Raw genomic sequence first — 20,200 nt, forward strand, 5'->3', positions numbered from 1 at the left:
GGCGAGGGATAAGCTATTCAGAAAAAGGAGTTTTCCTACGATGCAACTGCTTGACTCATCCCTCGCCGCGCAAGTGCATGACTACGGGGTATCGCGCAAGCTGCTTACGGAGAGAGGCTTCACGCTCGGGGGCAACTGGGATTATGATCACGGCTCCTTCGATTGCGCCTTGGACGAGGCGAATAAAGTATGGCTTCGCCTGCCGTTCGATGTCACCTCGGGTAATCTGGACAGCGAGGCCGAGCCGATGGATACGGAGATTCGGTTCGGGCAGCCTTACGTGCTCAAGCACGTCTATAATGAAGGTCTTGATTCGGAGGCGCGGCCGAGCACGCTCGGCGGGCTGGTGAATCAGTTTGCCGCGCCGGTCGATCCCGACGACGAGATCGAGAAGGAATGGATCGAGAAGGCGAAGCGTAAGCTTGAGGAGGCCGAGGCCGTTTATCCTAGCTGAGCGTGCAAAGAGGCTGCCCTGCCATTCAGAGATGGCGGAGGGCAGCCTTTTTCATGTTGGAGGCTGTACAGTGGATATTAAATTTTTGGGCGCTTTTACTTCGTATTCATTTCAGTTTAAGATAGTTTTAAGGAAACGGGTTTAATATACAGACAAGAAGTTCAGAACGGCGACAGCCCAAGGCTGCGCGAGGAGGTTATCTCTAATGGAAGACGAGAACAAGAAACCGGAACAACCGCAGGAATTCACATATGACCAGGAGAAGAGCGCCGGCGATCCATACGCCGAGAAGAACAGCGATCCCTATGCGGGGAAGCGCTCCGAAACAGAGCCTTATACTTTCGGGCCGTTCGGCGGAGCACGCGGCTACGAGACGAACGAGGCGAGCCGTCAACAGCCCGCGAATATCGTGGACGTCACCCCGACGACGAAGGAATATCGTCCGTTCACGGTATCCGGCGGACCGGCAAGAAGCGATTGGAACGGCAAGCCGCCAAGACGGACGTCCTTCAGCGCGATTTTCCTTTCATTCCTCGTAGGCGTCGTGGCGGTCGGCGGTTTGATGTTCGCGGCAGATCGGCAAAATTGGTTCTCGTCGGAAATTTTCGGCGGAACGAAGACGGCGCAGGAAACGGCAGTCAAGGCCGTCAGCAACCCGGTGAGCAACAGCGAGGATGTCGTTCGTCCGAACAACATTTCCAAGATTTTCGAGCAAGCTTCCCCGGCCGTCGTCAAGATTGAGACGTATGCGCCGACGTCGCAAGCCGGAGGTACTTGGCAGGACGACTTCTTCCGTCAGTTTTTCGGCGATAACTACGGCGGCAGAAGCCAGGACAACGGAAATCAAGGTCAAGGTCAAGGCGACTTGCAAGAGAGCGGAATGGGCTCCGGCTTTATCTTCGACTCGACCGGCTACATTCTGACCAACCAGCACGTCATTGAAGGTGCAAGCCAGATCAAAGTTGTAGTGGAAGGGCACGATCAGCCGTATACGGCCAAATTGCTGGGCACAAGCCCAGAGCTTGATCTTGCCGTGCTGAAGATTGAAGGCAGCGACTTTCCTACCTTAAAGCTGGGAGATTCCAACAGCGTGAACATGGGAGATTGGGTGGTCGCCATTGGCAACCCGGTCGGATTCGAGCACACGATTACGGTCGGGGTGCTGAGCTCCAACGAGCGGGAAATCAGCATTCAAGACGGCAACAACACCCGCAACTACAAGCACCTGCTGCAGACGGACGCTTCGATTAATCCCGGCAACTCCGGAGGCCCGCTGTTGAACCTCCAAGGAGAGGTCATCGGCATCAATACGGCGGTCAGCACGCAAGCGCAAGGAATCGGCTTTGCCATTCCGACGAGCACGATTACGGAGGTTCTTGAGAACCTGAAGAGCAACACGAAAATTCCGCAAAAGCCCGTGCCGTTCATTGGGGCGACATTGATGGACGTGAATGAAGAGATCGCTCAGCAGTTAGGCATCGACAAGGACGTCAAGGGCTCGTTCGTGAGAGAAGTTCTGTTCAACACCCCGGCTTACAAAGGCGATCTGCGCCAATACGACGTCATTACGGGAATGAGCGGAACCGCATATAAAACGAAGGAAGAGCTGATCGCGGCGATTCAGAGCAAGAACGTGGGAGAAAAAGTGACCCTGGATGTATTGCGCGGCGGCAAGGAGATCGAGGTTACGCTTGAAATCGGCGATAAGAATGAGTTTGGCGCACAGCAGTAACGGCAGGAACCATAGAAATTAACGAAGAAGGAGCGGGAGACCCATGCAGGTATCCCGCTCTCGTTGCTGGAGGAGGACGTTCCCGGTGAGACCCCATATTGCAGTCATAGACGACGATGAGAAAATTACGTCATTGCTCAGGAGAAGCTTGGCCTTCGAAGGATACGAGATTACGACGGCTTCTGACGGCGCGGAAGGGCTGAAGCAATTAAGCCAGCGGTCGGCAGATCTGATTATTCTGGACGTGATGATGCCCAAGATGGACGGCTGGGAAGTGTGCAGACGAGTGAGAGAGGCGGGAATCGCTTCTCCTATTCTGCTGCTGACGGCCAAGGACGACGTGACGGACAGGGTAAAAGGACTCGATCTGGGGGCCGACGACTATCTGGTGAAGCCGTTTGCGCTTGAAGAGCTGATGGCTCGCGTGCGTGCCTTGCTTCGCAGGCGTCCGGATAAATCGGAAGAAGGCGGGCAATACCGCTTCGAGGATCTGCATATGGATGTGGATGGGCGAGAGACGTCGCGCGGGGATCGCCGCATCGATCTGACGGCCAAGGAATTCGATCTGCTGCATCTCTTCCTGCAAAATCCGAAGCGGGTGCTGTCGCGCGATCTCATTATGGAACGAATATGGGGTTATGATTACAGCGGGGAGTCCAATGTGCTGGAAGTGTATGTCGCCATGCTTCGGCAGAAGCTGGAGGAGAACGGAGAGAGGCGATTGATTCAAACGGTCAGGGGAGCCGGATACGTCTTGAAGGGAGACAGCTAGGCATGTCCATCCGGCTAAGGCTGACGCTATGGTACTCGGGATTGCTGGCCGTTGCGCTGATCGCTTTCGGTTTGATCATTTACAATATTATTTATCATAATACGATCAATGAACTGCGCGACAGGCTTGTGCAGATTGCGAACAGGGTCGAGGCCTCCGGGTCGGGCTTCACGAAAGAGTTCAACCTGAACTCTTCGGCGCCGGGTTTCGACGCGAGTCTTGTCGGCATTCAATTGGTCGATTATACGGGCCGGAGAGCCGGGATCGTGGCAGGGAAATCCTCGAACATCATGCGCTCCAATCTGACCTTTCCTTATCCCGACCAGGAGCAGGTTCGAAGAGGATTCGTGACGAAGCAGGTCGAGGATACTCCATTTTACATTTATGAGCAGCCGATTACGATCAAGGGAACGGATACGGTCATCGGCCTGTTGCAGGTCGGTTCTCTCGTGCGGAGCGAATACGCGCTGTTTGCCCAATTGAGATCGATCCTGTGGATTGCCGGTTCCCTGGGTTTGATCGCCGCTTTTCTGCTGGGCATGTTTCTTTCCCGCAAGGCGTTAATGCCGATCAATCGGGTGACGGAGGCAGCGGAGCGGATTCGGAGCGGCTCGGAGCTGAGCCTGAGAATTCCGCGGGAGAAGCCGAACGACGAGATCGGGCGCTTGACCGATACGCTGAACGCGATGCTCTCCGGAGTCGAACGGGCGTATAACCATTTGGAGGATTTGAATGCGGTCCAGAGACGCTTCGTGTCCGACGCTTCGCATGAGCTGCGAACTCCGCTGACGACCATTCGCGGCAACGTGGATTTGCTGGAGAAAATATGGCTGAGCAGCGAGCGAGGGTCGGAGGAGTCGAGCGATGGCCGAGAGATGTCTCCCGTAACGAATGCGCTTACCGATGCCGACAAGCGGGCGATGTCGCTTGAATCGATAAGGGATATCGCCGACGAAGCGCGCAGAATGAGCGGACTTGTGAACGATCTGCTCTCGCTTGCAAGAGCCGACTCCGGCTACGCGATGGATATGGAGAACGTCGCGCTCGGTCCGCTTACGGAGGAAGCCGCGCGCAGGGCGGCGTTTCTGCCTCGGCACGCGGAATGGATCGTTGGCCCGCTGGAGGCTCTTCAGGGCGTAGAGGTGAAGGGGAATCGGGATTACTTGCTCCAGCTCTTGTTCATTCTTATCGAGAACGGCTTCAAATACACGCCGTCGGGAGCCGTTCGCTTGTCGGCGGCACGGAAGGAGGAATATGTCGGGCTTTCCGTGTCTGACAGCGGGATCGGAATCAGCGCGGAGGAAGTGCCGCATATTTTCGAACGCTTTTACCGCGTGGACGTCTCTCGCGGCGAGACTTTGGGAACCGGTCTTGGTCTATCGATCGCGAAATGGATTGCCGATATGCATCAGGCCCGGTTCGAGGTGATGTCGCAGCCGGGCGAGGGGAGCATCTTTACGCTCTGGCTTCCGGTCGTTAAGGAGACGAGGAGCATGAAGCCCGACTGATATCCGATACGCGGCAGCCCCGTACCCCAGTGCGGGGCTGTCGGCATTTTCCATCGCTGGCCCTGCCTTTCCCCTGCTTCATGAATAGGCTATAATGAAGAGTAGAGTCGGAACGCCCACGGACTCCGAGCTGGCCATCGTTGCACTAAGGGCGAGAAAGCAGGCGCAGGCAATGCAAGTCGTGAAAATATCGCCAAGAGGTTATTGCTACGGCGTGGTTGATGCTATGGTTCTAGCGCTACAGACCGCTCGAAGTCAGAACCTCCCCCGGCCGATCTATATATTGGGAATGATTGTTCATAATAGTCATGTCACGGAAGCTTTTAAAGAAGAGGGAATTATTACGCTGGACGGCAACGACCGCCTGGAAATTCTGGAGCAAGTCGACAAAGGAACGGTGATTTTCACCGCCCACGGCGTTTCCCCGGAGGTCCGCAACCGCGCGAAGGAAAAAGGATTGACCGTCGTCGATGCGACCTGCCCGGATGTGACCAAAACGCATGATCTGATTCAGCAGAAGGTCGGAGAAGGCTATGAAGTCATCTATATCGGGAAGAAAAATCACCCCGAGCCGGAAGGCGCAATCGGCATAGCCCCGGGGCATGTTCACTTGATTGAGCGAGAAGAGGACATCGAGAAGCTGCATCTGACTACCGAGCGTCTCATTATTACGAATCAGACGACGATGTCGCAATGGGATATCAAGCACTTGATGGAGCAGCTGCAGACCCGATTCCCAACCGCCGAAATCCATAATGAAATCTGCTTGGCAACCCAAGTGCGGCAGGAAGCGGTGGCAGGCCAGGCGGGAGAAGCGCAGCTCTGCATTGTCGTTGGCGATCCGCGCAGCAACAATTCGAATCGGCTGGCGCAAGTATCCCAAGAAATCGCGGGCGTTCCCGCTTATCGGGTCGCGGATGTCTCGGAGATTAAACAGGAGTGGCTGCAAGGTCTGGAGCGGGTGGCCGTTACGTCGGGAGCTTCGACGCCTACGGCTCTGACCAAGGAGGTTATCGCCTATGTGGAGCAGTTCGATTCGGCGGACCCTTCCACCTGGCCGATCGTTCGTACCGTGAATCCGAATAAGCTGCTGCCCAACGTCAAGATCAAGACGGCCGAAGCGAATTAATCGCTCGGCTGTCCGGGTATCGGGGCCATGAGCAGAGGGGGGACATCTTATGCATCGGCTGCAACTGCTGCGGCGTTGGTTGAAATACAAATATATGCTGCTGCTGCGGGCCAAGGGCGGCGCATCGATGGTTGCCATGGGATTCGCTGTCGGAGTTGCCGTCGAGATGTTCACGCTGCCGACGCTCGGCTTCGCCTTCGTGCTGATTTTCCCGCTATGCTACATGCTGAGGGGGAATTTGCCCGCGGCCTTGATCGGCTTCGTCGTCGGCAAAGTTATCTATATTCCCATGATGTACCCGAACTCGAAAGTCGGCGGCTGGATTCTGCCCAAGCATCTGAGCATTCATCTGTCGATCTTTCCGGAGTGGATGAACCATTTGTTGCTAACGAACCTGAAGCTGATCGTCGGCGGCATGGTCGATGGCGCGATTCTCGGCATGCTGTGTTACTTCCCGATTCGCTACAGCCTGGAAGCCTACAAGGCGAAGCGGAAGGACAGGAAAAAGCAGAGCCGCCTGAGAATGGAAGCGAAGGCGCTGATAGAATAGGAACACGACATCGTTGTCTCCAGCTCGTACAAGCAGTCTTCTGTCTTGCCCCTCAAGTGAGATGCGGGGTTGACAGAGGACTTTTTTTCTTCTATATTTACTTTAGTGCTTAAAAGCGTATAAGCGTCGAAGCGTATAAGCGTTAATATATCTCAGGAGCGTGATCGCCATGATCGTTATTACTTCCCCGCATATTGAAGAAGAGCGGATTGCCGAGATTGTCCGCCATATTGAACAAACAGGGGTGCAGGCTCACGTGTCGCGCGGCACGGATCGCACCGTTATCGGCATTATCGGCAAAGCCGAACCTTCTCTGGCGGAGCACATCCGTTCGATGAAGGGCGTAGAGAACGTGATTAAAATTTCGAAATCCTACAAGCTGGCGAGCCGGGACTTTCATCCGGACGATACGATTATCGAGATAAAGGGCGTTAAGATCGGCGGGGACAATCTTGTCGTCATGGGCGGCCCTTGCGCGGTAGAGACGCCGGAGCAGATCGACGAAATCGCTCGCTTGGTGAAATCGGCCGGAGGCCAGGTGCTTCGGGGCGGCGCGTTCAAGCCTCGTACAGGACCCTACAGCTTTCAAGGCATCGGGATCGAAGGGCTCAAGTGGATGAAGGATGCGGGCGAGAAATACGGCTTGATCACCATTACAGAAGTTATGGCTCCCGAATTCGTCGACGTATGCGCCGAATATGCGGATATTATGCAGGTGGGAACCCGCAACATGCAGAACTTCGATCTTCTCCGCAAGCTGGGGACCATTCAAAATCCCGTGCTGCTCAAGCGCGGCTTCAGCTCCACCTATGACGAATGGTTGAATGCGGCGGAATACATTCTTGCGGGCGGGAACCCCAATGTCATGCTCTGCGAGCGGGGGATCCGCACGTTCGAGACGTATACCCGCAACACGTTTGATTTGACGGCCATCCCGGTTATCCAGCAGCTTTCGCATCTTCCGGTCATTGCCGACCCCAGCCATGCCACCGGCCGTCGCGAGCTTGTCGAGACGATGACGAAAGCCTCCGTTGCAGCCGGCGCCAACGGTCTGATCATCGAAATGCATACCGATCCGGACAATTCGGCGACGGGCGACGGGGTGCAATCGCTGTTCCCCGATCAATTCGCCAATCTGCTGAAGGAGCTGGAGCAGCTTGCTCCTCTTCTCGGGAAGAAGTTTGATACAGCCAAGGCTCCGGCAGAGGCCTTTGCGACCTGGAAGAAATAAATAAACAATAACAATCGACCGCTCCCGCGCAACGCCGGGCGGTCGATTTGCTGTTTCCATTGATCGACATTTGTTCGGAATTAGCTGGGAAAAACGGGAAGCTTCAGAAGATGAGGCGAGCGGGAATCGGCCGCTGTTCGGTTAAGAAAGCGAAGAGACGAGCAAGGGGGCGATGTCAGGTTTGGAAAGGGTAGGGACGAAAACGCATACATGGCCGATGCCGAAACCGAGACAATAAGCCTTTTGTGGTAGGTATCTATCGGTTCACCGCCCAAATAAAGTTTGAACAATTATTGAAGTTGTAAGAATTGCTAACACAAGTACAAAAAATACCTTACATAAGTATTGACGCTCCAAAAGGAGAGTTTTATAATAACTTCATAAGTTCGGGGAAAAATTGAACATTCGATCGGTTTTATGAACTTAATGTTCGGAAATAGGGAGGAAAAATCAAATGTCAGTTCAACAAGTATTGGATCTAATCAAGGAAAAGAGCATTGAATTCGTGGATTTCCGTTTCGTCGATCTTGCAGGCCGTGGTCACCACATTTCTCTGCCGTCTACGGAAGTGGATGCAGAAACCTTCGTTAACGGTGTTGCATTCGACGGCTCCTCCATTACGGGCTTCCGCGGCATCGAAGAATCCGATATGGTCATGATGCCTGATACGGAATCGGTTTATGTGGATCCTTTCACGGCTCATCCGACATTGATCATTATTTGTAACATTCATACGCCAGACGGCGAACGCTACGAGCGCGACCCGCGTTCTATCGCTCATAAAGCCGAAGAGTTTTTGCAAAAATCCGGCGTAGGCACGACAGCGTTTTTCGCTCCGGAATCCGAATTTTTCATTTTCGACGATGTTCGCTATGAGTCCTCGATGAATTCTTCCTCCTACTTCGTCGATTCCGAAGAAGCGGCTTGGAACACGAACCGCAAGGAAGAAGGCGGCAACCTTGGCTTCAAGATCGGCGTGAAGGGCGGATACGTGCCTGTTGCTCCGGTTGACTCCCAGCAAGATATCCGCAGCGAAATGGTTCGTTTGATGCAAGAAGCAGGCCTACGCGTCGAGCGCCATCACCACGAAGTGGCTACGGCGGGCCAAGCGGAGATCAACTTCCGTTTCGATACCCTTACGACAACTGCCGACAACCTGATGAAGTACAAATATATCGTGCACAATGTAGCTCGCCAATACGGCAAGGTCGCAACGTTCATGCCTAAGCCGCTCTTCGGAGACAACGGCAGCGGGATGCACGTTCACCAATCGATCTTCAACGACGGCAATCCGCTGTTCTATGAAAAAGGCAAATACGCGAACCTCAGCGATATGGCCCTGAACTATATCGGCGGTATCCTTTACCATGCGCCTGCCTTGATCGCTCTGACGAACCCGTCGACGAACTCGTTCAAGCGTCTCGTTCCAGGCTACGAAGCTCCGGTTAACTTGGTATATTCCAAGGGCAACCGTTCCGCAGCGGTTCGGATTCCGGTTGCGGCCGTTACGCCTAAGGGCTGCCGCATCGAGTTCCGTACGCCGGATTCCACGGCTAACCCGTACCTGTCGTTCGCAGCGATGCTGATGGCCGGTCTGGACGGCATCAAGCGCAAGATCGATCCGAACGCGCTCGGCTATGGTCCGTTCGACACGAACATTTACGAGCTTTCCGACGAGCAGAAGAAAGAAATCCGCAGCGTTCCAGGCACACTGGACGAAGCGCTGGACGCTCTCGAAGCGGACAACGATTTCTTGATTGAAGGCGGCGTATTCACGAAGGAGTTCATCGAGAACTACGTCAGCGTGAAGCGCGCAGAAGCGAAAGCCGTATCGATCCGCGTTCACCCGCACGAATACAGCCTTTACTTCGACTGCTAATTGCGGCTCTTATACAAAATGGAAGCGGCCTTCCTCCTTCGGGAGGGGCTGCTTTTTCATTTTATGATTGAGGAAAAGACGAAAGTTAAATGAAGGAAGACACAAATTTGTTCGGAAATGCGTGAAAATCGACCAAACAATCAGCGGATAATGGTTGCTCTGGAGTGTAAAGCTTTGATATGATAAGCCTATTATGAATTTAAGGTGGGGACGAGATGGCTAACCGCGCTTATAACTTTAACGCCGGCCCTGCGGCATTGCCGCTGGAAGTACTGGAGAAGGCCCAAAAGCAATTCGTCGAATTCGAGAACAGCGGAATGTCGTTGATGGAGATGTCGCACCGCGGCGCGATTTACGAGAAGGTGCACTACGACACCGAGAAGCTGCTGAGAGAGCTGCTCTCCATACCGGAGGGGTACAAGGTCTTGTTCGTGCAAGGCGGCGCAAGCACGCAATTCGCAATGGTGCCGTTGAACCTGCTACGCCCGGAAACAACGGCTGCTTATGTCGCTACGGGCAGCTGGGCCACGAAGGCGATTCAGGAGGCCAAGCTTTTCGGCGATACGACCATCGCGGCTTCCTCGGAGGCCGATGCCTATAATCGCATCCCTTCGATCAGCGAATTGAACATCCCCGAGAATGCGGCCTATGTCCATCTGACGTCCAACGAGACGATTGAAGGCACGCAGTGGGCGGAATATCCGGATACAGGAAGCATTCCTCTCGTAGGGGACTTGTCCAGCGATATCCTTTGCCAGCCTGTCGATGTGTCGAAGTTCGGCGTAATCTACGCCGGCGCGCAAAAAAACCTCGGCCCCTCGGGTGTAACCTTAGTTATCATTCGCGAGGATCTGATTGCCAAGCCGTCGCTGACCGTGCCGACTATGCTTCGCTACGACACTCATGCGAAGGTGGATTCGCTCTATAACACGCCGCCTACATTTGGAATCTACATGGTCGGCGAAGTGCTGAAATGGCTGAAGGAGCAAGGCGGAGCTGCCGGCATGGAGAAGCGCAACCGCGAGAAAGCCGCTCTCTTGTACGACCTGATCGACGGAAGCGGAGGCTTCTACAGAGGCTTCGCGGATAAGGGAAGCCGTTCGCTCATGAACGCAACCTTCCGCCTGGCCACCGAGGAATTGGAGAAGCAATTCGTCAAGGAATCGGAAGCTCAAGGGTTCGTGGGGCTTAAAGGTCATCGCAGCGTTGGCGGACTTCGCGCTTCGATCTATAATGCCGTACCATTGGATAGCATTCGCGCCTTGACCGATTTTATGCGCGACTTCCAAAGCCGGAACGGCTAAGCCGGTTAGACCTGCATGGAGAAAATAGCGGCTCTCAGCCGCTATTTTCAATTTGTACGAAGAAGGAGGAGGGTCCTGTTGTCGTTTCATATCGTGCTCGTCAATCCGGAAATTCCCGCGAATACGGGCAATATCGCCAGAACCTGCGCCGCTACCGGAACCCATCTTCATCTTGTTCGCCCCCTGGGCTTCTCTACGGACGACAAGGTGTTGAAGCGGGCCGGATTGGATTATTGGCATTCCGTGAACATCACTTACTACGATTCCTTCGATGAGGTCAAGGCTGCCCATCCGGAGGGGCGTTTTTTTTGCGCGAGCACCCGGGTATCCAAATGCTACACCGATTATGCTTTTCGCGACGGAGACTTTTTCGTATTCGGCCGCGAGACGAAAGGATTGCCTCAGGACATCTTGGACGCGCATGAGGAGACGGGCATGCGGATTCCCATGACGGACAAGGTGCGTTCTTTGAATTTGGCAAATTCGGCGGCGATTGTAGTCTATGAGGCGCTGCGGCAAAATGGGTTTCCGTTGAGTTAGCCGCCCTAATTCGACATAACTTTCGCACATTCGAGTTTATATGTCGAAAATTGCACAATTCTAAGCAAATTTTGATAAAGGAAGGGAATTCTGTTTCGTTATAGAACGGTATAGAGTGGCTAAAGGTTTCGTGATAACTAGCTAGAATAGCGTATGAATGGAGGAACTGCATTGAAACCTGCAGGCGTAGTTCGTAAAGTGGACCAATTAGGAAGAATTGTTCTTCCGAAATCGTTGCGCAAACGATATCAGATGAATGAAGGGGACCCCGTAGAGATATTGGTTCAAGGCGATCATATCATATTGGAACGTTATCGGCCCCGCTGCGTGTTTTGTTCTTCGATGGAAGGCGTCGGAGAATTCAAGGAGCGCTATGTATGCGCTGCTTGCGTGAAGGATATGCATGGGCTGTAAACATAACCGGCACGAAAAAAACGCTCCCTTACGGGGGCGTTTTTTTGTTCAACTATCAGAAAGTATAAGATGCAGACCTTCTTTATACTTATCTCAGCAAACAAAACAGACAGAAGCCGGAGTCCCGCAAGGTCTCCGGCTTCTATCTGTCTGCGGGCGATTAAAGCCCTTTCGTTTTATCGTCGTTATAAGAAGCTGTCAAGATGGATCCAACGAACAAAACGAGAACAAGGATGACGATCCAGAAAGTATTGGACATCCCGAAAATCAAAAATTCCTCGGCTTTGGCAGCGGTTGCCGCAAGAAACATACTCCACACCTCCGGTTGACTATCCTTTATTATACCCAACCCTCGTAAAAAAGAAAATGCAAAATGTTGTGAACAATGCGGGCAGACCGCGCAGGTTAGGCTGCTCGCAAGCTTTGCGGCCGGAGAATAAGACTTTCTTGTCCCGCCCGTTTAATCGGATGGGTTGGCCTACTCGACGCCAGGCATATGTATGAACTATGGCCTACAACGCAAGGGAGGGAATCGCCGTGAGTTCAATCATTAATTGGATGGGCGGATGGCCTAAGGAGGGCTTGGTTTCCGCGTCGGATTGGGAGGAGCGCGTCGAGGAAGCGGCTGCCCGTGCGGCAACGAAGCGAACGGGAGAGACGGATACGGACTCTTCTCCATCGCCTTGCGGGGATCTCAAGCTCAGGGAGCAATTGGCGAAAGGCATGCTGCATTCGAAAACCGGAGGCCATGCCGGCCGAATCCGGATGACGAACGGCGCGGACGGGGCGCTGGCTTGGTTGGTGGACAATGTGCTAAAGCCCGGAGACACGGTGCTGACCGAGCGCTTGACCTCGCGAACGGCGATACAGGCGTTCCGTAAAGCCGGCGTGAGAACGGAAGCGGTAGAGGGGGACCGAAGGGGAATGGACCCGGAGGCGTTAACGACCGCTCTGTTCCAGCATCGGCCGAAGATGGTGTATGCGGCGCCCTCCTGCACCGATCCTGAAGGCGGAAGCTGGAGCGCCGAGCAGAAGTCGGCTGTTCGTCTGCGCTGCAAAGAGGCGGGAGTGCTGCTCGTTACAGACGATCGACAAGAGGCGCTGCTCTATGCGGAGGAGGGGGCGAAGCGGCTGGAGAAGCCCCAGGAGCAAGGCCATCTGTCAATCGGCCAGCTGCCTCCGGGTCTGATCGCAGGCCTACGCATTGGCTGGATTGCGGGCACCGCGGAGGCGATTCAGTCGCAAACGGAGGCTTCGCTTTACCGATCGCGCCAAGGGATATGGGCGAACGCAGTCGAGCAGAAGGCGCTGTCTCGCCTCATCGAGGAGCAGCCCCTTGAGCCGCTGTTCGAGCTGCTGCGGGCGCAATGCCGCGAACGCAAGAAGCTCATGACGGAGCAGCTTGTCCGCAAGGGAATTCCCGACCTGCTCTGGACGGAGCCGAAGGGCGGCTTGCACCTGTGGCTGACGTTGCCGTCGGGACTTGACGGCGAAGCTTTGCTGCGGGGAGCGTGGCTGAAGGGCGTCATCTTCCAGCCGGGAGCTCCTTATTATACGAAGGATCCCCGCGAGAATACGCTGCGAATCACCCATGCCTTCGCGGACGAAAGACAAATCAGGCAAGGGGTGTCCCGACTTGCCGAGAGCATCGAGGAGTTCACGGGACGATACTCGCGGCATTAACGGAGGGGCCCGACCGCATACAGTCGTTGCTCCTTCGCGACTACCTCCCGTTGCAGCAGCCGTTCACCGGGATCGTTCAGGCAAACGCCGCTCTTGACGTCGAATGTCCAAAAGTGCAGCGGACAAAAGAAAACATCGTTCATTGGCCGGATTTCTCCCCCGGCGTGGGGGCAGACGGCCAGAAGCAGCCGATATCCGCCATCGGAAGTCCGGACAAGCCAATAAGGCGTATGCTCAAGCATGACCTCCGCCGGAAATTCCGTAAATGCGTCCAGCCGGCCGATCTCGATGGCGTCGTTCCTGTCGTGTACCATAGCCTTCATCCCTCCTGGCGCTCGTCATTCGGCACAGCGTATTGATGCGCCCATGGATACTGCGCAGCCCACGTCCGGGTAACCTCCGCATATTGGCCAAGTGCGGCTTCTCCGGCAGGCGTCAGCTCGTAGACGCCTTTGGCGATTCGCCTGAACCAGCCATAATGATCCTGGCGCAGCAACAGCGCCGGATTGGGGCATTGCGTCCAGTCCCGGATTTGGCGGGGCGCTGAAGGGCCATGACAGGCGAGCGCCAGGGCGCATTGGATCGCCCGTTCGCGGTAGGCGGTAATCAGCTTGCGCTTCGTGCTGCCGCCGACATTGTAATCGCCGCTGCGGCCATTGAATTCCTTGAGCAGCTTGGCTGCTTTGGCTTTGCTGCGCCTCTTCGGAGCGGCGATCCCATAAGGCTGAATGGCATCCGCAACGGCTCCGGTTCCAGTTCCGGACCCGAAGCCCGTATTACGCTGATCCGGGATAGCAGGCTCGCACCACACCTCGATCGCGGGAGCCTTCGTCCGATAGAACGTAACGGTCAGGAAGCCGAGGCCCAGTCTTTTGCACAGATGAGTGATATCGGAGAAGCGCTGGTTATGCGCCCCTTTTTTCGTTCGATTGCGTTCTACGGCCAGCCATACCGCGGCTCCGGTTTTTTGCCGGTCAATGCCTTGCAGCAGCAAGGGCAGGGTGAACGTTTTTTTCATCTCCGCGATGACCGGCTCGGCGAGGTCGGCGCGATAGGCGACGAGATCGCATCCCCGGACTTCGGCCTTGACTTCATACCCCCGCGAGGCGAAGAAGCCTTTGACCGGCGGGTATAACTCGGTTTCCAGCTTGACGGCCACTGCGTCCCCCTCCTTGATTTTGAACCGCAGGCAAACAGATTATCGCCATTATAGCATACTGCCGCAAGGCGATTTGCTCTGTGTAAGAGGAATGTCAGGTCAAATTCGTCCGTCTTCCCGCATAAGATGTTATTACGCCAGATTCACAGTAGAGAAAGTTGCGAGGAGGAAGCGGCATGGACATCTTCAGCCGGATCTCAGAATATCGGGCCGAGAGTGAGAAGCTTAATTGGTCGGGAACCTTTCGGGATTATATCGACTTACTTCGCCGCGATCGTTCTCCGGCGATGACCGCTCATGCCCGGGTTTACGATATGATCGTTTCCCATGGAGTGGAGGAAGCGGGCGGAACGAAAAAATACAATTTTTTCAATTCCGAGATTTTCGGGCTGGACCAGACGATGGAGAAGCTGGTGGAGGAGTATTTTCATTCGGCAGCCAGACGGCTGGATGTGCGTAAAAGAATATTGCTTCTGATGGGACCGGTCAGCGGGGGCAAATCAACCATCGTGACGCTGCTCAAGAAAGGACTGGAGCAGTATTCCCGGACGTCCAGAGGGGCTGTGTATGCCATTAAGGGCTGTCCCATGCAGGAGGATCCGCTGCATCTCATTCCGAGCGAGCTTCGGGCCGAGGTGGAAAGGGAGCTCAAAGTAAGGATCGAGGGCGATCTATGTCCGTCGTGCCAAATGCGCTTGCGCACGGAATTCGACAACGATATCGAACAGGTGCCGATCGAGCGGGTGCTGATCTCGGAGAAAAATCGCGTCGGCATCGGCACATTCAGCCCGTCGGACCCGAAATCGCAGGATATCGCCGATCTGACGGGAAGCATCGACTTCTCGACGATTACCGAATACGGCTCGGAATCCGATCCGCGCGCCTACCGTTTCGACGGAGAATTGAACAAGGCGAATCGCGGCTTGATGGAGTTTCAGGAAATGCTCAAGTGCGACGAGAAATTTCTATGGAACCTGCTTTCCTTGACGCAGGAGGGCAACTTCAAGGCGGGACGATTCGCGCTGATCAGCGCGGACGAGATGATCGTGGCGCATACGAACGAATCGGAGTATAAGGCATTCATCGCCAACAAGAAAAACGAAGCGCTCCAGTCGCGAATGATCGTCATGCCGATTCCTTACAATCTGAAGGTGTCCGAGGAAGAGAAGATTTACACGAAGCTGATCGGGCAGTCCGATATGAATCATATTCACATTGCCCCGCACGCGCTGAGAGCGGCGGCCATCTTCTCCATCATGACCCGGTTGAAGGAATCGAAGAAGCAAGGGATGGACCTGATCAAAAAAATGCGCATGTACGACGGCGAAGAGGTAGAGGGCTATAAGGAAACGGATCTGAAGGAAATGCAAAACGAGTTCGTCGAGGAAGGCATGTCGGGCATTGACCCGCGCTATGTGATCAACCGGATATCCAGCGCCCTGATCAAGCACGATCTGCCCTGCATCAATGCGCTGGACGTCTTGCGCGCGCTGAAGGACGGACTGGACCAGCATCCGTCGATCACGAAGGAGGAGCGGGAGAAGTACTTGAACTATATCTCTGTCGCCCGCAAGGAATACGACAATCTGGCCAAGAAGGAAATTCAGAAGGCGTTCGTCTACTCCTTCGAGGAATCGGCGCGTACGCTGTTCGAGAACTATCTGGACAATATCGAAGCCTACTGCAACTGGTCGAAAATCAAAGATCCGCTCACGGGAGAAGAGATGGACCCGGACGAGCGGCTTATGCGTTCGATCGAGGAGCAGATCGGCGTATCGGAGAACGCGAAGAAGGCCTTCCGCGAGGAAATCTTAATTCGTATCTCGGCCTATTCCCGCAAAGGCAAAAAGTTTGACTACAGCATGCACGACCGTCTTCGGGAAGCGATCGAAAAGAAGCTGTTCACGGATCTGAAGGATATCGTTAAGATTACGACCTCGACGAAGACGCCGGACGAGAGCCAGCTGAAGCGAATCAACGAAGTGACGAAACGCCTGATCGACGAGCACCAGTATTGTCCTCTTTGCGCGAACGAGCTGCTCCGATACGTTGGCAGCCTGCTAAATCGATAGCACAAGCGCAGCCGCGAATGAAGCAGGAAGCCATTGCAAAAGCACCCTCGCGGGTGCTTTTTCATGTCATGACTTATCTATGCGCGATTTGGACGACTGGGATAAAACGAGCTTCCGCCTCGCTTTATTTTCCGCTTCGGAGCTGTCTGGATAGCTTGTTCAGCAAAGTGCCGTTAGCGTCCTGACTCAAATCCCAGACCATCGCTCCTCCCAGCCCTTGGGATTTGATGTAGCCGGCCTTGTAGGCAATCGATTCGGGGTCCTCGCAAGCAATGAACGTTCCCGTTGACCGGCGATAGAGCCAAGGAGTCTTTGCGGTGTCGCTCCAATAGCGGACGAAGCCGTTGCCGTTGATCCAGCCGCTGTTCTCCAGCTCGGAATAACCGTGAACGCCGCTTCCGACGGCTCCCCGGGAAGCGCCTTGGCAGAGCTGATCGAAGCCGTTGGCGGTTGCGGCGCAGCCGTCCCAGCCTCGGCCGTAGAACGGTATGCCGACGACCAGCTTCCTGGCGGGAACTCCGGCCTGGCGATACAGACTCATAGTGCTGCTTACGCTTGAGGCAGAGCTGCCCGAATCGGGATACAATGGAGCAAGATGATTGCTGCGGCTGTCCCAGCTTCCGCTGTAATCGTAGGTCATGAGGTTCACCCAGTCCACGATCGCGCCGACCTTGTCCATCTCGGTATTGCGGACATAGCCGGAAAAGGCGGCGGAGGCAATCGTAAGCAGGTAGGTTCGCTTGTCTTGTGCCTGGGCCTCGTCGAGCTTGCTTCTGAGCGTCTGGAGAAGCAGCGTGAAGTTAATCTTGTCTTCGGGGCGTGCGGAATTCGCTGGCAATCCGCCCGACACCGGGTATTCCCAGTCCAGGTCCGCGCCGTCGAAGCCGTAATCGCGAATAAACCGAACGACGCTGTCCGCGAAGCGAATCCGGGAGGCATTCGTCAAGGCGATGTCGGAGAAGGAGCCGGAATCGTACCACCCGCCTATGCTGATCAGCGTTCGCAACTCGGGGTTCGCTTCTTTCAGCCGCGCCAGCTCGTTGAAGGCGCTGCGATCCGTCTGCGGGTCGCTTAAGGCGATTTTCCCGTCCGCGATGCCGGCAAAGGCATAGTTGAGGTGCGTAATTTCGGAGCCGGCGAATTGCGAAGCTTTGATTCCCTGATAGGCGGCCCACGAAGGATAGTAGGCGACGATGCGGAAGCGCGGCTCGTCAGGCGAGCCGGCGGAGGCTCCGCTTGTGAGGACAACCGCAGCATTCTCGGAATGCCAGGCCAAGCCTAAGCCCAGCATGGACGCAAGGGACCGCACCGGCAGGAATAGAGCTGAGCCCTTCAATACGGCCGGAGCGCTTATCGACATCGACCGTCCGTTCAGCAGAACCGCTTTTTCATTAAGCTTCATCTCGATCGTCAACCCGGTTTTGAACAGCTTAATAGAGCCGGCGCTTATCCATTGGATCTGGATTCCCATCGCTTGCAGGAACGGCCTCGCTTGTACGTAGATAGAGCCGTTAAGAAGATAGGGACCGCTCGTAAAATCAATGCTTCTATTATTGTATGTAACTTTAATCTCGCTGCTCGCATGAAGGACGGGCATGGGGTGAAGGAGAAAGCCGAGAACGGCAAATCCCAGCAGGATGCGATAGATGATAGGCTGCTTTAGCAATAGTAGAGTCCTCCTCCGGCAGCGATAGGCTGCATCTCTCTATTCTCCGGAAGGGGATAATTCTCGTAAAGGCTAACATATTGGATATCGGAGCAAAATTAGGCAGGAGCCTGCTTCTTTTATCCCATTGCTCTAAGGACTAAGAATGACATTTCTTTTGAAGAGAGCACAATTAAATTCAAATATATAATTAATTTTAACTATTTTTTTGATAGAATATAGCTAGACGTTATTCAAGACTTTTGTCGGAGGGACATAATGCTATTTATCAAGTTTATAACCGCTTCGACATTCGAATTTATTTCCTTCTTTGTTTTTGCGATGGTACTATTCAGATTTAACGTCAGGGAATATTTGACTAAGTTCTTCATTGCATCCATCCTGTTCTCAATGGTTTCCAATACATTGCAATTGGAATCTCTTCAGCAAATTTCCCCGTTGATAAATCTGTTCATGTTTGTGTTTTTGATTACCATTATTCTTAGAGTTCTGCTGTTCCATTCGATTATTATGGTTGTCATTACCTTTGTGGTCTTCTCGCTCGTTCAATGGCTGCTGCTCTCCATCTATCTGAAGCTGGACGTTTTTGCCGAAGTGCTTCCCTATACGGATAATGCATTTGTGGTCCAATATTCCACGGCGGTTGTTTTGGGAATTATTTCTTTGTTTATTTACAAGACGAATGGCGGCTTCAGTTACATTGAAGGCAGCAGTCGGGTTTACAAAAGAAATATGAAAGGCAATAAATTATTTTATCTATTCCTTTTTTTGGCTATGTTGACGATAATATTAGTTAATGGTTTCTACTTGGCCTCCATCAACCTGCCCTATTATATCTACATAGTAGCCGTAACGATTATCATAATCCTAGTATTGTTGATTTATTATTCCATTCGAAAGGATGGAGCCAATGATTAACAAAGTATCCTATAGTCTTGCAAGCTATATTAAGAGAGAAGTTCCCGAGAATACGCCCAGCATCGCCGTGATGAGCTACGCTCTTTACATTATTGTTCATTCTCTTATGACAATAAGCCTAATCTTGATTTTTTCGCTATTATTCGATAGCTTCCTTGCAACTTTGACCGCATTGCTTTATTTTATGGCTTTGCGAATTTTTGCCGGGGGCTATCATTTGCATAACTCATGGTTATGCACTATCCTTACCGTTATAGTCGTTTGCGGTTCTCCCTTTGTTCAGGTTAACGATACAATGCTGATTGCGATCAATCTGGTTAACACTCTATTAGTTGCGATCTATGCGCCGCGAAACTTTAAAGGCTATGCAAGGATCCCGGAGCGGTACTATCCGTTGATGAAGATCATTGCGCTGCTGATTGTCATGAGCAACTTCTATTGGACAAATCCGGTATTCACCTTGGTTTCTTTGTGTCATTCCTTGTTTTTAATTCCAAAACAGAGCGGAGGTACGAAAGAATGAAGAAGAAGGTGCTAAGCGCAGTTGCCAAAGGACTTGCCTTGTTTGCTGTATTATTTGTCAGTACGGCTTGCGTATGGCTCTTCCACAGGCCGGAGATCCCTGAAGAATTGAAGTCCTAGAGACACCAAGGAGGTGGCGATGAATGCCTAACCAAATTCGCTTGCTGGATCGCGAAGGGAATCCATGTACGGTAAATATCGAGGATTTGATTGCGATTAAACCAACGGCGGATGGTCCGGAGTTCTACACGAAGGACGACATGTATTTGTATCCCACAACGCTTGAGGAACTGCTGATCTTGTTTAAGGATATGGGCTTTGAACGGCTGGATCGCACGAACATCGTCAATCTGAATCACGTCAAGGCTTTTGATCCGAAAGCGCGAAAGGTTTATTTTGAAGAGCCTTGGACTAAAGAAAGCAAGTTTGCTACGGTTTCGGAAGCGAATGTGAGCAAGGTTCAGCATTTGGCAAAGGAAGAGTCGGCAAAGTACAAGGTTTTTTCGAGACCCTCCATCTTCTGGAAAAAGTAAACTTCATAGCCGGACGGAAACAGGAGCCAAGCCGCCGAGGTTTGGTTTTTTTTGTATGCGTAGGCATCGTCTCTGAAAGCTTGGTAGGGGAAACCGCAATCTGTGTAATGGTCGATTTCCGTGTTCGGTGCTAC

20 protein-coding genes are annotated in these 20,200 nt (G+C 53.5%); 17 read left to right on the forward strand and 3 right to left on the reverse strand.

What is annotated here, in order from left to right; all coding sequences use genetic code 11:
* The first annotated feature begins 40 nt into the window (after window positions 1–40).
* The 12 genes from ACFO1S_RS16365 to ACFO1S_RS16420 all read left to right on the forward strand — a co-directional run bounded on the left by ACFO1S_RS16365 (window position 41) and on the right by ACFO1S_RS16420 (window position 13,196).
* Window positions 41–454 carry a YugN family protein gene (locus ACFO1S_RS16365; RefSeq protein ID WP_204603526.1) on the forward strand — a complete coding sequence of 138 codons (414 nt, stop codon included), beginning with the start codon at window positions 41–43 and terminating at the stop codon, window positions 452–454.
* A gap of 205 nt (window positions 455–659) precedes the next feature.
* Window positions 660–2,186 (forward strand): S1C family serine protease, encoded by a 1,527-nt coding sequence (locus ACFO1S_RS16370; RefSeq protein ID WP_204603525.1) that lies wholly within the window; start codon window positions 660–662, stop codon window positions 2,184–2,186.
* Between the two features lie 85 nt (window positions 2,187–2,271).
* Window positions 2,272–2,958, forward strand: a complete 687-nt coding sequence (locus tag ACFO1S_RS16375; RefSeq protein WP_204603524.1) for a response regulator transcription factor — start codon at window positions 2,272–2,274, stop codon at window positions 2,956–2,958.
* Between the two features lie 2 nt (window positions 2,959–2,960).
* Window positions 2,961–4,466, forward strand: a complete 1,506-nt coding sequence (locus tag ACFO1S_RS16380) for a sensor histidine kinase (protein ID WP_204603523.1) — start codon at window positions 2,961–2,963, stop codon at window positions 4,464–4,466.
* A 172-nt stretch (window positions 4,467–4,638) separates the two neighbouring features.
* Complete coding sequence (locus ACFO1S_RS16385; protein ID WP_204603632.1) at window positions 4,639–5,595, forward strand: 4-hydroxy-3-methylbut-2-enyl diphosphate reductase; 957 nt, start codon at window positions 4,639–4,641, stop codon at window positions 5,593–5,595.
* 49 nt (window positions 5,596–5,644) lie between these two features.
* Window positions 5,645–6,145 carry a DUF2062 domain-containing protein gene (locus tag ACFO1S_RS16390; protein ID WP_204603522.1) on the forward strand — a complete coding sequence of 167 codons (501 nt, stop codon included), beginning with the start codon at window positions 5,645–5,647 and terminating at the stop codon, window positions 6,143–6,145.
* A 169-nt stretch (window positions 6,146–6,314) separates the two neighbouring features.
* Window positions 6,315–7,376 (forward strand): 3-deoxy-7-phosphoheptulonate synthase, encoded by a 1,062-nt coding sequence (aroF, locus tag ACFO1S_RS16395; protein WP_204603521.1) that lies wholly within the window; start codon window positions 6,315–6,317, stop codon window positions 7,374–7,376.
* A 454-nt stretch (window positions 7,377–7,830) separates the two neighbouring features.
* Window positions 7,831–9,255, forward strand: a complete 1,425-nt coding sequence (gene glnA / locus ACFO1S_RS16400; protein ID WP_204603520.1) for a type I glutamate--ammonia ligase — start codon at window positions 7,831–7,833, stop codon at window positions 9,253–9,255.
* A 215-nt stretch (window positions 9,256–9,470) separates the two neighbouring features.
* The gene (gene serC / locus ACFO1S_RS16405) at window positions 9,471–10,559 is read left to right on the forward strand and encodes a 3-phosphoserine/phosphohydroxythreonine transaminase (protein WP_204603519.1); all 1,089 of its coding nucleotides are present in this window, start codon (window positions 9,471–9,473) and stop codon (window positions 10,557–10,559) included.
* 78 nt (window positions 10,560–10,637) lie between these two features.
* The gene (trmL, locus tag ACFO1S_RS16410; RefSeq protein WP_204603518.1) at window positions 10,638–11,099 is read left to right on the forward strand and encodes a tRNA (uridine(34)/cytosine(34)/5-carboxymethylaminomethyluridine(34)-2'-O)-methyltransferase TrmL; all 462 of its coding nucleotides are present in this window, start codon (window positions 10,638–10,640) and stop codon (window positions 11,097–11,099) included.
* 171 nt (window positions 11,100–11,270) lie between these two features.
* Window positions 11,271–11,513: an AbrB/MazE/SpoVT family DNA-binding domain-containing protein gene (locus tag ACFO1S_RS16415; protein ID WP_204603517.1), complete on the forward strand. Its 243-nt coding sequence runs from the start codon at window positions 11,271–11,273 to the stop codon at window positions 11,511–11,513.
* A gap of 537 nt (window positions 11,514–12,050) precedes the next feature.
* Window positions 12,051–13,196 (forward strand): aminotransferase class I/II-fold pyridoxal phosphate-dependent enzyme, encoded by a 1,146-nt coding sequence (locus ACFO1S_RS16420; RefSeq protein ID WP_204603516.1) that lies wholly within the window; start codon window positions 12,051–12,053, stop codon window positions 13,194–13,196.
* On the opposite strand, the gene ACFO1S_RS16425 is transcribed toward ACFO1S_RS16420, so the two are convergent.
* Window positions 13,193–13,510, reverse strand: a complete 318-nt coding sequence (locus tag ACFO1S_RS16425) for a Rieske (2Fe-2S) protein (RefSeq protein ID WP_204603515.1) — start codon at window positions 13,508–13,510, stop codon at window positions 13,193–13,195. The two genes, ACFO1S_RS16420 and ACFO1S_RS16425, sit on opposite strands and share 4 nt — an antisense overlap.
* A gap of 5 nt (window positions 13,511–13,515) precedes the next feature.
* Window positions 13,516–14,355: a DUF2161 domain-containing phosphodiesterase gene (locus ACFO1S_RS16430; RefSeq protein ID WP_204603514.1), complete on the reverse strand. Its 840-nt coding sequence runs from the start codon at window positions 14,353–14,355 to the stop codon at window positions 13,516–13,518.
* A 176-nt stretch (window positions 14,356–14,531) separates the two neighbouring features.
* On the opposite strand from ACFO1S_RS16430, the gene ACFO1S_RS16435 reads away from it, so the two are divergent.
* Window positions 14,532–16,427 carry a PrkA family serine protein kinase gene (locus ACFO1S_RS16435; RefSeq protein WP_204603513.1) on the forward strand — a complete coding sequence of 632 codons (1,896 nt, stop codon included), beginning with the start codon at window positions 14,532–14,534 and terminating at the stop codon, window positions 16,425–16,427.
* 124 nt (window positions 16,428–16,551) lie between these two features.
* On the opposite strand, the gene ACFO1S_RS16440 is transcribed toward ACFO1S_RS16435, so the two are convergent.
* Window positions 16,552–18,093: a glycosyl hydrolase family 18 protein gene (locus ACFO1S_RS16440; protein ID WP_204603512.1), complete on the reverse strand. Its 1,542-nt coding sequence runs from the start codon at window positions 18,091–18,093 to the stop codon at window positions 16,552–16,554.
* A gap of 258 nt (window positions 18,094–18,351) precedes the next feature.
* Between ACFO1S_RS16440 and ACFO1S_RS16445 the strand changes: the two genes are divergently transcribed.
* The 4 genes from ACFO1S_RS16445 to ACFO1S_RS16460 are packed head-to-tail and all read left to right on the forward strand — an operon-like array spanning window position 18,352 to window position 20,066.
* Window positions 18,352–19,011: a hypothetical protein gene (locus tag ACFO1S_RS16445; RefSeq protein WP_378127147.1), complete on the forward strand. Its 660-nt coding sequence runs from the start codon at window positions 18,352–18,354 to the stop codon at window positions 19,009–19,011.
* Window positions 19,004–19,534, forward strand: a complete 531-nt coding sequence (locus ACFO1S_RS16450) for an accessory gene regulator ArgB-like protein (RefSeq protein WP_204603510.1) — start codon at window positions 19,004–19,006, stop codon at window positions 19,532–19,534. The genes ACFO1S_RS16445 and ACFO1S_RS16450 overlap by 8 nt, the downstream gene beginning before the upstream one ends.
* Window positions 19,531–19,653, forward strand: coding sequence for a cyclic lactone autoinducer peptide (locus ACFO1S_RS16455; protein WP_204603509.1), 123 nt, complete (start codon window positions 19,531–19,533; stop codon window positions 19,651–19,653). The genes ACFO1S_RS16450 and ACFO1S_RS16455 overlap by 4 nt, the downstream gene beginning before the upstream one ends.
* Before the next feature lie 23 nt (window positions 19,654–19,676).
* The gene (locus ACFO1S_RS16460; RefSeq protein WP_204603508.1) at window positions 19,677–20,066 is read left to right on the forward strand and encodes a LytTR family transcriptional regulator DNA-binding domain-containing protein; all 390 of its coding nucleotides are present in this window, start codon (window positions 19,677–19,679) and stop codon (window positions 20,064–20,066) included.
* Window positions 20,067–20,200: the final 134 nt, after the last annotated feature.

This window comes from Cohnella boryungensis (assembly GCF_042651945.1).
Taxonomy (GTDB): Bacteria; Bacillota; Bacilli; order Paenibacillales; family Paenibacillaceae; genus Cohnella; species Cohnella boryungensis.

Bases quoted from the DNA above. Each gene is read 5' to 3' on its own strand.
- ACFO1S_RS16365 (WP_204603526.1), top strand. From the start codon at position 41: ATGCAACTGCTTGACTCATCCCTCGCCGCGCAAGTGCATGACTACGGG.
- ACFO1S_RS16370 (WP_204603525.1), top strand. From the start codon at position 660: ATGGAAGACGAGAACAAGAAACCGGAACAACCGCAGGAATTCACATAT.
- ACFO1S_RS16380 (WP_204603523.1), top strand. From the start codon at position 2,961: ATGTCCATCCGGCTAAGGCTGACGCTATGGTACTCGGGATTGCTGGCC.
- ACFO1S_RS16385 (WP_204603632.1), top strand. From the start codon at position 4,639: ATGCAAGTCGTGAAAATATCGCCAAGAGGTTATTGCTACGGCGTGGTT.
- ACFO1S_RS16390 (WP_204603522.1), top strand. From the start codon at position 5,645: ATGCATCGGCTGCAACTGCTGCGGCGTTGGTTGAAATACAAATATATG.
- aroF (WP_204603521.1), top strand. From the start codon at position 6,315: ATGATCGTTATTACTTCCCCGCATATTGAAGAAGAGCGGATTGCCGAG.
- glnA (WP_204603520.1), top strand. From the start codon at position 7,831: ATGTCAGTTCAACAAGTATTGGATCTAATCAAGGAAAAGAGCATTGAA.
- serC (WP_204603519.1), top strand. From the start codon at position 9,471: ATGGCTAACCGCGCTTATAACTTTAACGCCGGCCCTGCGGCATTGCCG.
- ACFO1S_RS16425 (WP_204603515.1), bottom strand. From the start codon at position 13,510: ATGGTACACGACAGGAACGACGCCATCGAGATCGGCCGGCTGGACGCA.
- ACFO1S_RS16435 (WP_204603513.1), top strand. From the start codon at position 14,532: ATGGACATCTTCAGCCGGATCTCAGAATATCGGGCCGAGAGTGAGAAG.
- ACFO1S_RS16445 (WP_378127147.1), top strand. From the start codon at position 18,352: ATGCTATTTATCAAGTTTATAACCGCTTCGACATTCGAATTTATTTCC.
- ACFO1S_RS16450 (WP_204603510.1), top strand. From the start codon at position 19,004: ATGATTAACAAAGTATCCTATAGTCTTGCAAGCTATATTAAGAGAGAA.
- ACFO1S_RS16455 (WP_204603509.1), top strand. From the start codon at position 19,531: ATGAAGAAGAAGGTGCTAAGCGCAGTTGCCAAAGGACTTGCCTTGTTT.
- ACFO1S_RS16460 (WP_204603508.1), top strand. From the start codon at position 19,677: ATGCCTAACCAAATTCGCTTGCTGGATCGCGAAGGGAATCCATGTACG.